Consider the following 12,546-nt stretch of genomic DNA (forward strand, 5'->3'; position numbering starts at 1 on the left):
AGGAGAGAGAATTGGCAAAACTCGTTGCAACACTGGCGTCGACCCACCACCCCTTCTACCTGAAGGCAACCACGGCGCCGCCCGAACAACAAATGCCCGAGGCGCCGACATGGAAGCGCAAGATCGAGGCTTACCGGGAAACGCTGGCAAAGGCGGAACCGGATGTTCTGGTGATGATCGGCTCCGATCATTTCCACCAGATCTTCCTCGACAACTGCCCGCAATTCCTGATCGGCAAGGCGGAGCGCTACGACGCGACCTTCTACAATGAGGAACGCGAATTCGGCATCCCGAAATATGTGCTTGAGGGTGACGAGCCCATGTCGCGCTTCATGCACCAGCACCTGATGAACCAGAACTTCGACTTCGCCTTTTCCAATGAGCTGAAGATCGACCATTCGATCATCTGCCCGATCATCACCGTGCGGCCTGAGAACGATCTGCCGGTCGTGCCGATCTACACAAACATCTTCGCGCCGCCCCTGCACACGCCGAAGCGCTTCTATGAGCTCGGCCGCGCGATCCGCAAGGCGATCGACGACTATCCGTCCGACAAGCGCGTTGCCGCAATTGGCACGGGGCATCTCTCGCTTGAGCTCGGCGGCCCGCGCCAGTTCATGGAAACGGGGCCGGATCCGGAATTCGACCGGCAGGCGATCGAATGGCTGAAGAGCGGCGATATCGACGCCATTCTCGAAAATGTCACCCATGAGAGCATGGCCCGGAGCGGCAATGCCACCCATGGCTTCCTGAACTTCATCCTGATGCTTGGCGTGGCCGGCCCGGAAGGGGCGGACTATGTCGACAATCTCGACCTGTTCCACACCATGGAAGCCTATTTCACCTGGTATCCCAAGGAGGCCGCGGCATGAGCAAATATTACGTCAACAAGTTCCTCTATACGGTCGACCGCGACCCGGAACTCTTGCAGCGCTATATCGACGAACCGCGCACCTTCGTCGCCACCTGGGAACAGTCGATCGGCCCGAAGCTTCTGGGCAATGACGTCGAGGCTTCCACCGTCCACGCCCTGACCGATGAGGAGCGCGAGGCGCTGGTCAACCATGACTATCAGGCGCTGTTCGAGATGGGCGCGCATTTCTTCCTCAACCTGACGATCTTCATCGGCATCTATGACGAGCCCTATATGAGCAAGAGCGGTCCGCTGTCGTTCCAACGCGAAATGGCCGCAAAACTGCAGCACTGGCGCGGCAAGGATTATCCGAGCGTCGAAACCTGAGGTTGGCCGCCTCCCGGTGGGATGGCCCGAACAGACGAGCGTTTTGAAGTCATCGCTGCAATTCGATTGATGATTGCTGCCTTCCTGCTTCATTTCGAGGCAGGAGGGCGCCAACATTTCGCGGGGTACTTTGCGGCGATCACCGGTTCTTAGGCCAGGCGGCCGATCGGCCAATCCTGTCGAGCAGGTAATTCAGCTTCTTGTTGCGGGTAAACCGGACCGCCTCTACGGCGACCGTGCGCTTCAGTTCCTGAGCTTCTTGCTCGGAATAACGTTTTTCCAAAAAAACCGCCCGCGTCTCAGCTTGAAGCGCAAATCGACAACTTCCGCGAGAAGATGCATCACAAGGCCAAAGACGAGGTGTTTTCAAAATCCGGAGAGCCGCTCAAAGGCGAACAGACATGCTTGATCATGGTTTTGTAGCGAGCAAACCAGAGAAGGCGAGCCAGGCGTCGTCTGCGTAAAACCGATGGCCGCCCTCTCCGATGACGAGTTTGATCGCGCCAACTTTTCCCAACCGCTCGAAAATTGCCTCTGCCGTTGCAAAAGCCTCTTGAACGCCTTCATACGGAAAAAGCGGGTCGTGACGGCCCATGACGATCAGTACTTTGGTGTCGTCGATGGCGGCGGCGATATCCGGGAAGTCGAACCATTCCAGCATGCCGGGGATATAGTTGTCGGTGCAGTGATCGATGGCGCCGATGCTGCGGGCGACTGTGCCGAAGCAGGAGGCGGCAATGATACCCTTCAACCGCGGCTCGAGAGCGGCGGCATACCAGGCGACCGTTCCGCCACCGGAATTGCCCATAACATGAATGCGCTCGGGGTCGAGAAATTCGAACTCGGCCACTGCATCGCAGGCCCTGATGACGTCGAACACCCTTTCGCCAAGCAGGGTACGTCCCAGAAGCAGAGCCGTCATCGCCGGATGCTTGCATGTCCTGTTATCGTCGTTGATCGGCAGGTCCAGGGTGCGCCTGCAGCAATCGGCGCGACCGTCGCCGCGAATTCCGAAAGCGCGTTGCTCCATCGCGATGGCTGCATACCCGTTGTTTACCGCCTGGATCGCGAAATCGCGGTCGCCGCCGATATGATCGACGTCGCAGTCATGCACCACCTCGCCGAGTGAAATATGCATGCCGGTGGTGTGTCCCTGCAGGCAGATCATCACCGGCAACGGGCCTTCGACATTCTTCGGCAGCAGCATCACGCAGGGGACTTCCGCGCCCGTCTCCGCCTCGAAGATGAAATCCTGCCGGTCATGCGTGCCGCAGTCGACGCGTTCTCCGACCGCCTTCACCACCCTGCCAGCGGACTTCTCGTCCGGCATGCCGAGAAGTTCGGTCAGCTTGGCACGGAGCGTCTCGGGCCAATCGGCGTTGTTTCCGGCGTGTTCGAGGGAGAGCTTCCGCGGTGCCTCCTCGATCATCCGGCTATGCAGGCCGGTAGATGCAAACGTCGGCCGTTCGGCAAGCGAGAAACTGAAGGATTTGGGCGATGTGAGCATTCGGACGACCTATATTCAATGGATTTGGCATTGCCGGAGTAGCCATGATGCAACGGCGCTCGTGTTCCTGCACGCGCCCTCGCCGACAAAATGAAGTTGATTTCCAACCGCTACGGAAAAATTCGCTCGCACATAAAGAGGTTTCTGAAACCGCAGTCTCTCCGATGAGTTGCTCTTCCCTTAAAAAAAGAAAGTTTGTTAAAACAATTCAATTATTTATTTTAGCTATAAGTTGATAGTCGACATCGATGGCCGCCCCGATGTCTGTATTGGGCGATGACGACCTTCTTTGGTTTTCCCTCCCGCCGCCAGAGCCAAGACCTGAAAAACCTCTCAAAACATTCGGAAAATAAATAATTGACGCTCCAGCGCCGTCTGGCCAATGCTCTGACAAATATCAATGTCGTGGGCCGTGCTGGCTTGCGGCAATCAAACACAGCAGACGGGGAAAACATGAAACAAGACCGCCGCACATTTCTGAAAACAACGTTGATGACCACTGGCGCCGTAATGGGTGGCGGACTTCACAACCTTGCCTTTGCAGATACCATGCGCTGGGACATGGCCGACGAATATACCGAGGCCAATCTCAGCGGCAAGGCAGCCGTCAATTTCGCCAAACTGGTCAGCGAGCGCCTCGGCGATCGTCTTTCCGTGCAATATCACGGCGGCGGCACGTTGGGCTACAAATCCGCTGAACAGTTCGATGCGGTCGAGGATCGCGCCGTTCAGTCCGCTGTCACCGTTCTGACCCAGCTCGGCGGTGTCGATCCGCTGTTTGAACTGAGTTCGCTGCCCTTCGTCGCACAGACGCCGGACGAGGCGCTGTTGCTCTGGCAGATTACAAAACCCGAATATGCAAAGGTGTTCGCGGATTACGACCAGGTGTTGCTGTGGGCCGTGCCGAGCCCGCCAAGCGGTATCCATGCCAAAATGCCCATCACCAGCCCGGAGGCGCTGAAAGGCCTTCGGATCCGCAGCTATGACGCCAACTCGACCCGCACGCTTGCCGCTGCCGGGGCCGCACCATTGCAGATCGCCTGGTCGGATCTGACGCCGCAGCTTTCCACCGGCGGCATCGATGCGTTGCTTACATCGGGCGAAAGCGCCGAAAAGCTGACGCTTTGGGATTACGTCAGCGATTTCACCGAGCTCAATTACGCCATGGCGCTTTCGGTCGCGCATGTCCACAAGGACGACTATGACGCACTGTCGGACGAGGACAAGGCAGCACTCGAGCAGATCTGTGCCGAATGCGACAAATACAACTGGGACCTGATGCGCGCCTCGATCGACCGCGCCTATGAGGTCATGGACGACAACGGCATGACCGTCACCCACGCCGATGCAGTGCCCCAGGACATGTTCGCCTTTTTGCAGACTGCCGCCGATCCGGTGGTTCAGAACTGGCTAGAAGCCACCGGCGATCGCGGTCAGGCCATCCTTGACGCGTTCAAGTCCGCAAAGTCCTAATGAGCGCCGCTGAAACGCTTGAGCCGGCCGGCCCGAAGGGGCCGGTCTGGTTGCTCTTCATCGCTGCGGTGTCGCGACGGGCAAACCTGACCGCCGCCTATGTCGCAATCACCCTCGTCGTGCTGATGACGGGACTGATCCTGCTCGAGATTGGGCTTCGTGCCTTTTCGCTTTCCACGCACGTCACGGATTCCTGGGTTGCCTACGCGGTTGCGGCCGTGACATTTCTCTCGATGCCCTGGGTTCTGGAGCAAGGCAGTATGCTGCGCGTGAGTGTAGCCGTCGCCCGGCTTCCGGCGTTTGTCCGCAAGATTGCCGAGTTCTTCGGCATTGTCCTCAGCCTCGCCGCAGTGCTGTTCGTGGCGAGCTATCAATGGGAGACGGTGGGAAAGCTCATCCGTCGCGGCACGCTCAGCGGCGATTACGTCCCCGTTCCGCTCTGGATTCCGGCACTGGTCTTTCTGATAGGCCTGATCCTGCTGGCGCTGCAGCTTCTGGTGATGCTCCTGCGTCTTCTGGTTCTGTCTGAAAGCAGCGAGACCAGCCTCTCACTCTGACCGAAACCGCGAAAGTCAAGATGACCACTCTGGCCGCAACCGTTCTTCTTCTGGGGCTCCTTGTCGTCACCCTCGGCGCTGGAATCTGGATATTCTCCGCCCTCCTGATCGTCAGCATCGCCTCGCTCTATCTCGGCCTCGGCTTTTCAACCGACCGTATCGGCGCGATCGCGTCCAAGGTCATCGCCAACAAAGCGGTCTCGTGGGAGCTGGCGGCCGTCCCGATTTTCCTCTGGATGGGCGAGATCATCCTGCGTACAGATCTTTCGCAGCGCCTTTTCCGCGGGCTTTCACCGCTGGTCGCGCGGATACCCGGCGGCCTTATCCATACGAATGTCCTTGGGTGCACGGTGTTTGCGGCAATCTCTGGCTCCGGCACGGCGACAACCGCCACCGTCGGGAAGATCACCATTCCCGAACTCACGCGCCGTGGCTACAACACCTCGCTTTCGGTCGGCTCTCTGGCCGGCGCCGGCAGTTTCGGGTTGCTGATTCCGCCGTCGATCGCAATGATCGTCTATGGCGTGTTGGCCGAGGTCTCGATCACCCGTTTGTTTGCCGCCGGCGTGCTGCCGGGCCTGATAATGGCCGGGTTGTTTTCCGGCTATATCGCCATCCGAAGCGCAATTTCCAGGCACAAGCCCGAGGACGCGGCGGACCGGGTGACCATGCGTATTCTGTTCGCCTCCATTCGTGACCTGATGCCGATCACGCTGGTGATGGTGGTTGTGCTCGGTTCGATCTATTCAGGCCTTGCGACGCCTTCGGAGGCAGCGGCGGTCGGACTGGCAATTGCCATGGTGATCGCCGGGATCGGCCGCCAGCTTTCGCGCAGAATGTTGCTGGAGACGCTGCTGAATGCGGTCCGGGTTTCGACCATGCTCTGCGTACTGATCGCGACATCCTCGCTGCTGTCGGCCTGTCTCGCCTATATGAACCTGCCGGAAGAGATCAAACTCTGGTTTTCGCAGGCGGCATTCTCGCCTTACATGCTCCTGTTCGTGCTGGCGCTGCTTTATATCGTCATGGGTATGTTTCTCGACGGAACGTCAATCACCGTGATGACAGTGCCAATCGTGCTGCCGGTGGTCGTCGCCGCAGGCTTCGATCCGATCTGGTTCGGAGTATTTCTGATCATCATGATCGAGTTGAGCGCCCTGACGCCACCCATCGGGCTCAACCTGTTCATCCTGCAGGGGTTGACCGGTCGGGCAATCAACCGCGTGACACTCGATGCGCTGCCGTTCTTCCTTCTGATGTGCCTGGGCACGCTCATTCTTACACTGTTTCCGATTATCGCGCTCTGGCTTCCAAGCCTCCTCTAAAACGCCGCTCGAACCACCGGAACACGACAGGCCAAGATGACCAAACCATCCAACCCGATTGTCGAATTCATCTGCGATTTCGGTGCAATCGAAATCGAACTCTATCCGCGGCAGGCTCCACTCACGGCCAGCAACTTTCTTGCCTACTGCGACAAGGGCCTGCTTGACGGGTCATCCGTATTCCGCATCGTGACGCCGGGAAACGACCGGCCGGAGCGGCTCTGCGACAGCCGTGCGGTCCAATGGGGCTGGCGACCCGAAAAGGCCGGATACGATCCGGCGCTCGGGCGCGGCTGGGACCCGATGGACGCGCCGGAAAGCCTGCCCTTTCCCCCGATCCCGCTCGAGACGACCGAAATCACCGGCCTTCGCCACAAACGCGGAACGGTCTCGATGGGCCGGGATTCCGCCGGGCTTTCCGGCCCGCATTTCTTCTTCTGTGTCGAGGATGCGCCCTATTTCGATTTCGGCGGGGCACGCAATCCCGATGGACGCGGCTTCGCAGCCTTCGCGCAGATTGTCTCGGGACTTGCGGTTCTCGACAGGCTCTACGGGCTCGCCGAGCCGATCACATGGATGATGACCCCCTATCCGATCCGCTCGGTAAGGCGGAAAGCGGCTCAGCTATAAGTTGTCAGCCAGTTGTGAGAGGCACCCGCCATCGCGTTGGCGGCGGACATGATCGCCTCGAAAAAAGCCGTCGCCTCCGGTGAAAGATCCGCCGTTTTTTCGCGCAGCAGAGCGAACTGATTGGTAATGGCCGGGTCGAAGGGGCGCACGGTCAGGCTCTTGTCCGGATAGCCCTCAAGCAGGATCGCATCGAGGATCGAGATACCGATACCCGCCGATGTCAGGGCGCAGGAGCCTGTCAGGGCGCCGGTCTCAACCACGCTTGTCATCCTGACGCCCGCCTTGCGGAACGCTTCTTCGATCGTGAAACGCGCCTCGTGTCGGCGCGATTGCAGCACCAGCGGCTGGCCCGCAAGATCGCGCGGCGTGATCCGCTCGCGGTCGCAAAGCGGGTGCCCCTCGGGCAGAACACAGACATAGGCGCTTTGCATGATCGCCCGGGCCTCAACCGCCCGGTTGGAAATCGGCATGTGCGCAATGCCGAAATTCCACTCGCCCGACGCGACAAGCTCAACCGCCTCCTTTGATGGCAGATATTCGAGCGTAACGCCGATGCCGGGATTGCTTCGATGCAGAATGCGCAGGGCTTCGGGGATAACGCTGACCACGAAACATTGCGGCAGCACGACTTGCAACCACGCGGATGAGGGTGTCGTCAGCCGACCGGCGGCATTTGTCAGCCGTTCGATCGAGCTGAAGGTGCGGTCGACTTCATCGAAAAAGGACAGACCCTCGGTCGTCGGCACCAGTCGTTTCTTGACCCGTTGGAACAGTTGAACGCCAAGCTCGGCCTCGAGCGAGGTGATCAGATTGCTGACCGTTGGCTGCGACAGGCCGAGGGTGCGCGCTGCGCCGCTTACGGAAGCTAACTTCACGACGGCCCTGAAGGCTTCGAGCTGCCGCATCTTGATTTCCATCTGGCACCAACTGTCCTAGCAAAGTTACGGCTTTCGAACTTAGCTTTGTTCGCAGCCCTTGGCCACTACCAACCTTGATGGTGGCGGCGCCTTAACCGGGCACAGCCCGCGATCATGCTTTGGCGTGAATTTGTCTATGGGCTTTCAAAGTTCACTGCATCATCAAAAAACACTTCTACTCGGGGTCAGAACAAGCGGAGTTAAAAATCCTGTGTCAAGAGCGAACGAAATGTGAACTTCATACCGCAAGTGCACGGGCTCCGGTAAGTCGTAAGGGCCCGAAGCCTCCCGGCATAGGCTGTTCTGAGTCCTAGGAATATATGCCGGTGAACTTTATGTGCTCCCAACTGAGTGGCGAGACGTGCCTCAACAGTTCATTGGGCATGTAGCGCCACCTTTGACGCAGATGAGCAACCGCGCAACTGAGATAAACTGTGTTCCAGTGAACAATGGCGCTGACAACAAGATTGAGACCGGATGCTCGGAAAGCTTGGCTGTCGTAGGAACGATCGCGGATTTCACCGCGGTCATGGAAAAAGACTGCGCGCTTCAGTGTGTGGGCAGCCTCCCCTTTATTCAGGCCAGCTTGGCAGCCTCAATATCCCTCCACAAAGTGCTGGCGAAGCGCATGGCCTTTATATTGCCGCGTTCAACCATCCTCCTCCTCTGCGGCACCCTTACTGCTGTCGAAGTCCAACGCGGGGGTACTGTTGGAACGCTAGGCCTCGGCTGCGACGCTCGTTTCGGAACCGTCCACGTCGTAACGTCGCAGTTCAGATCGCAGCACCTCGACGATCCGCTCCGTTGCGAGCGACGGGGGACGCAGGGCCGGCAGTAGAACCCAGACGCTCATGGTGGTCAGCGGGACGATGGGAAGGCGGACGAGCTTGTCTTCGCCATAGCCAAGACCCACGAAGGGCGGAACGATCGATACGCCGGCGCCGCCGGCGACAAAATCGCAGATGGTTTCCGACATCGGCACCTCCACCACGGCGCGTTTCTGGACGCCGCGAAGCTGAAACGCGCGGTCGATGGTCATGATCGAACAGTCATCACGCATCAACCCAACGAAGGGTTCATTCTTGAGATCTTCTACGCGGATCAGGCGCTGACCCGCCAGCCGGTGATTTGCCGGCAAGACGCAGATCATGGCGAACCGCATCACCAGCTCCGAACGGACATTCGGGTGTTCGAACGGCTGGACCGACAGGCCTATGTCAATCTGCTGCCCTTCCACGAGTTCGCCGACGCGGGGGCTCGGCTGGCTCGAGATCGCGATATGCATCTTGGTCTGTCGGGCCATCATCGGGCCCAGCGCCAGGGCAAGGAAGCGAGCCGAAAAAGCCGACGGCGCGGCGATCGTCACTTCGCCCCATTCCCGGTCACGCACGGCATGGGCAAGCTTCTGGATTCGGTCGGTTCCGGAAAAAAGCCGCGAGACTTCCGAGGCAAGCAGTTGCGCATCCGATGTCGGAAGCATGCGTCCGCCGCTGCGCGTGAACAGCCGGAACCCGCAACTGTCGCCGAAGGCTTTCAGCAGCTTGCTTACGGCGGGCTGAGAAATCCCCAGCCGCTCGCCCGCAAGCGTGACGGAGCCAGTTTCCATCACGGCATGGAATGCCTCGAGCTGACGGATGTTCATGTGACTTTCCCCGATAAATATGAGTTCTGGTTATATTGGTCGGATAATTACTGATTTGACAATCATACCGGCTTCGCACTCTCTTACAATCATCAAAAAACGGCCGGGCAAATTACGAGCACGCGCCGAGCGAGAAGGGAACGACATGAGCAAGCTGAAATATCTTTGCGGCGCAGCGATGCTGGCGCTGGCGCCTGCCGCCCATGCGGGCGTTCTGACCGTGTGCATCGAAGGCGCGCCGGAAACCTTTAATCCGGAACTGACCAGCAACGGCACGACCGCCTATGTGCTTGGTCAGATTTACGACGGCCTGGTTTCGGTCGAGCGCGGCGGATCGCAAATCGAACCGGCGCTGGCCGAAAGCTGGGATATCTCCGACGACGGCAAGACCTACACCTTCCGTTTGCGCCCCGACGTTGCCTGGCAGTCGAACGACGGCTTCACGCCCACCCGTGCGATGAACGCCGATGACGTGATCTTCACCTTCGACCGGATGATGAACCCGGACAACCCATATCATCAGGTTTCCGGCGGCACCTATGTGACCTTCAACGCCAAGCTTGCCGACAACATCGACTCCATCGAGAAGATCGACGACCACACCGTCGCCTTCCAGCTGAAGGAGCCGCTCGCCGCCTTCCTCGGCACGATGGCACATGGCTCTATCGTCATCACCTCGGCCGAATATGCCGATGCCATGATGGACGCCGGCACGCCCGAGCGGTTCGACCTTGATCCGATCGGAACCGGTCCCTTTGAACTGCAGGCCTACCAGACGGATGCGGTGGTGCGGCTGCTGCCCTTCGCCGATACCTGGGGCGCGGCTCTCGGCGACGACGAGCGCACGCCGATGGTCGATGCCGTCGTCATGGCGATTTCGGCGGATGCCACCGTGCGCCTGCAGCGGGCGGAAGCGGGCGAGTGCCTGATCAGCCTCTACCCGAACCTCGCCGACCGCGCGCAGATCGAGGAGGCCGAGAATATCGATGCCGTGCAGACGCCGGTTGCTTCGACAGGCATGCTGCACTTCAACTTCCGCGACGACAGGCTGAACAAACGGGAGGTCCGTCAGGCGCTCGCCGAGGCGATCGACATGGATAACCTCGTCGAGGTCGTCTACAGCGGCATGGGCCATGTGACCGGCGCCGTCGTACCGCCGGCGATGTGGGGCTCCGCCACGGATATCGACCCTTGGCCCTATGATCCGGAGCATGCGAGGAAGCTTCTGGCGGACGCCGGATATCCGGATGGCTTCGAGGTCGATCTCTGGGCCGTGCCGGTATCGCGCCCCTACATGCCGAACGGCCGCCGCGCAGCCGAGATGATCCAGGCGGACTGGGCGGAGATCGGCGTCGAGGCCAATATCATGACCTATGAATGGGCCGAATATATTCAGCGCGCCCGCAATGGCGAAGCCGAGGTGGGCATGTTTGGCGGGATCTACGATTTCCCGGATCCGAGCCAGATCCCCAATAACTACCTGACCTGTAATGCCGAAGGTACGCCGGCGCCGTCGAATATCGGCGCATGGTGCGATGATGATTTCAACTCGGTCATGAAGAAAGCCGGCGCGATCTCCGATCAGGACGAACGCATTGCGCTCTATCACGAAGCCCAGCAGATCGTTCATGACGAAGTGCCGGTCATCGTTCTCGGCGGCGCCGACACGATCACGGCGGTCAACAAGAAGGTCCATGGTTATGTGCCGGCGATCTTCGGTTCGTCCCGCCTTTCCGGAGTAACCGTGGAATGAAGGTGACCGTTATTGGCGCCGGTATTCTCGGCGCCAGCACAGCCTATCACCTGGCCCTCGCGGGCCATGATGTCACCATCGTCGACCAAGAGCATCAGGGCAAGGCGACGCTTGCGGGGGCAGGCATCGTCTGCCCCTGGGCCACCAAGGCCGATGAGCCTGAATGGTACAGGATGTATGCCGCCGGCGCCCGCTACTACGATGAGCTCGTTTCCGGGCTTGCGGAAAGGGGCGAGACGGATGTCGGCTACCGCAAGGTCGGTGCGCTGGTGACGGCGGAGGATCCCGCCGAATACGCCGCTGCCGGCGAACGTCTCGCGCAGCGCACGGCCGATGCGCCGGAATCCGGCGGTTTCGAAGAAATCACGCCGGCGCAGGCCCAGACGCACTTTCCGCCGATCAACAAGGCCTACAAGGCGTTCTACGTTCCGGGAGGCGCGCGGGTGAATGCCCGCCAGCTTGCCCCGGCCATGGTGCGGGCTGCCGTCAAGCTCGGCGCGACCTTCATCAGCGATCTGGCGACGCTGAAGCTTGAGGGCGGCCGCGCGGTCGTTCTCGACGGACGCGGCCAGCCGATACCGTCGGACCAGGTCATCGTAACGGCGGGCGCCTGGGCTTCGCAGATCCTCGCGCCGCTCGGCCTTGTCGATCCGGTAAAGCCGCAACGCGGGCAGATCCTGCATTTCGGCATGAAGGGGGTCGACACGTCGCAATGGTCGGTGCTGCTGCCGATGGCGAGCCATTACCTGCTCGCTTTCGACGACAGCCGGGTCGTGGTCGGCGCTACGCGCGAAGACGGCAAGGGATTCGACTATCGCGTGACCTGCGAGGGTCAGCACGAGGTGCTGACCGCCGCACTTCGCTACGCGCCGGGCCTTGCGGATGCGACGCTCATCGAAACGCGGATCGGTTTTCGTCCGGCGCCGCCGGAATTCCGGCCGATCCTCGGACCGGTTCCGGGCATTGACGGGCTTGTCCTCGGCAACGGCCTGGGCGCCGCCGGACTGACGATCGGTCCCTTTGCCGGCCGTCAACTGGCGCGCATCGCCACGGGTCAGGCGGCGGAAGTGCCGCTTGAGCCCTACCATCCCGCCGCCTGAGCGAGGCGGCGGCAACTTCCAAGGAAAAACAATGATCAAACGCCTGAATTCCCGTCCCCACCTGCATGGCGGGGTCGTCCACAATGGTGTGCTCTACGCATCCGGCCATGCCGCCACCGATCTGAACCTCGACATGAAGGGCCAGACCGCAGAAATCTGCGCCAAGCTCGATGATCTGCTCGCCCAGGCCGGCAGCGACAAGTCCCGGCTGCTGCATGCCCGGGTCTACCTGTCCGACATGTCCGGCAAGGCCGCGATGACCGAAGCCTGGACGGAATGGCTGAACGCCGCCGATCTGCCCTCGCGCGCCGCGATCGGCGTCGCCGATCTGGGCGATCCGCGACGTCTCGTCGAGATCGTGATCACGGCGGCGGTCGACTGACCTCGCCGCTGGGGTTTCCG

At 60.3% G+C, this 12,546-nt stretch carries 13 protein-coding genes and 1 pseudogene; 9 read left to right on the forward strand and 5 right to left on the reverse strand.

Translation table 11 applies throughout. The features are described from left to right. The first annotated feature begins 11 nt into the window (after positions 1–11). A complete protein-coding gene (locus V6767_RS02145) occupies positions 12–872 on the forward strand; it encodes a DODA-type extradiol aromatic ring-opening family dioxygenase (protein ID WP_448471906.1) in 861 nt (286 codons plus the stop codon). Further along, the gene (locus V6767_RS02150) at positions 869–1,240 is read left to right on the forward strand and encodes a hypothetical protein (protein ID WP_448471907.1); all 372 of its coding nucleotides are present in this window, start codon (positions 869–871) and stop codon (positions 1,238–1,240) included. Before V6767_RS02145 ends, V6767_RS02150 begins: the two co-directional genes overlap by 4 nt. Positions 1,241–1,379: 139 nt before the next feature. On the opposite strand, the gene V6767_RS02155 is transcribed toward V6767_RS02150, so the two are convergent. Beyond that, positions 1,380–1,523 (reverse strand): hypothetical protein, encoded by a 144-nt coding sequence (locus tag V6767_RS02155; protein WP_448471908.1) that lies wholly within the window; start codon positions 1,521–1,523, stop codon positions 1,380–1,382. Between the two features lie 126 nt (positions 1,524–1,649). Next, positions 1,650–2,747, reverse strand: coding sequence for an alpha/beta hydrolase family protein (locus V6767_RS02160; protein WP_448471909.1), 1,098 nt, complete (start codon positions 2,745–2,747; stop codon positions 1,650–1,652). A gap of 492 nt (positions 2,748–3,239) precedes the next feature. On the opposite strand from V6767_RS02160, the gene V6767_RS02165 reads away from it, so the two are divergent. Genes V6767_RS02165 through V6767_RS02180 form a run of 4 tightly spaced genes read left to right on the forward strand, consistent with a single transcriptional unit; the run spans position 3,240 to position 6,732 of the window. After that, entirely contained in the window at positions 3,240–4,220 is a 981-nt protein-coding gene (locus V6767_RS02165) for a TRAP transporter substrate-binding protein (RefSeq protein ID WP_448471910.1), read from the forward strand. Further along, a complete protein-coding gene (locus tag V6767_RS02170; protein ID WP_448471911.1) occupies positions 4,220–4,777 on the forward strand; it encodes a TRAP transporter small permease in 558 nt (185 codons plus the stop codon). The genes V6767_RS02165 and V6767_RS02170 overlap by 1 nt, the downstream gene beginning before the upstream one ends. Positions 4,778–4,797: 20 nt before the next feature. Next, positions 4,798–6,102 (forward strand): TRAP transporter large permease, encoded by a 1,305-nt coding sequence (locus V6767_RS02175; RefSeq protein WP_448471912.1) that lies wholly within the window; start codon positions 4,798–4,800, stop codon positions 6,100–6,102. A 36-nt stretch (positions 6,103–6,138) separates the two neighbouring features. Next, on the forward strand, positions 6,139–6,732 hold the full coding sequence (locus V6767_RS02180; RefSeq protein WP_448471913.1) for a peptidylprolyl isomerase: 594 nt from the start codon (positions 6,139–6,141) through the stop codon (positions 6,730–6,732). On the opposite strand, the gene V6767_RS02185 is transcribed toward V6767_RS02180, so the two are convergent. From V6767_RS02185 to V6767_RS02195, 3 genes and pseudogenes are all read right to left on the reverse strand, one after another. After that, positions 6,723–7,649: a LysR substrate-binding domain-containing protein gene (locus V6767_RS02185; protein ID WP_448471914.1), complete on the reverse strand. Its 927-nt coding sequence runs from the start codon at positions 7,647–7,649 to the stop codon at positions 6,723–6,725. The genes V6767_RS02180 and V6767_RS02185 overlap by 10 nt on opposite strands. Before the next feature lie 316 nt (positions 7,650–7,965). Next, a pseudogene (locus V6767_RS02190) lies at positions 7,966–8,235 on the reverse strand (Tn3 family transposase); the annotation flags it as partial. Between the two features lie 132 nt (positions 8,236–8,367). Then, positions 8,368–9,291, reverse strand: coding sequence for a LysR substrate-binding domain-containing protein (locus V6767_RS02195; RefSeq protein ID WP_448471915.1), 924 nt, complete (start codon positions 9,289–9,291; stop codon positions 8,368–8,370). A 145-nt stretch (positions 9,292–9,436) separates the two neighbouring features. On the opposite strand from V6767_RS02195, the gene V6767_RS02200 reads away from it, so the two are divergent. The 3 genes from V6767_RS02200 to V6767_RS02210 are packed head-to-tail and all read left to right on the forward strand — an operon-like array spanning position 9,437 to position 12,526. Then, a complete protein-coding gene (locus V6767_RS02200) occupies positions 9,437–11,044 on the forward strand; it encodes an ABC transporter substrate-binding protein (protein WP_448471916.1) in 1,608 nt (535 codons plus the stop codon). Next, positions 11,041–12,144 (forward strand): NAD(P)/FAD-dependent oxidoreductase, encoded by a 1,104-nt coding sequence (locus V6767_RS02205; RefSeq protein WP_448471917.1) that lies wholly within the window; start codon positions 11,041–11,043, stop codon positions 12,142–12,144. Before V6767_RS02200 ends, V6767_RS02205 begins: the two co-directional genes overlap by 4 nt. 31 nt (positions 12,145–12,175) lie before the next feature. Continuing rightward, positions 12,176–12,526 (forward strand): RidA family protein, encoded by a 351-nt coding sequence (locus tag V6767_RS02210; protein ID WP_448471918.1) that lies wholly within the window; start codon positions 12,176–12,178, stop codon positions 12,524–12,526. Positions 12,527–12,546: the final 20 nt, after the last annotated feature.

The sequence above is a fragment of the Martelella sp. FLE1502 genome (genome assembly GCF_053484255.1).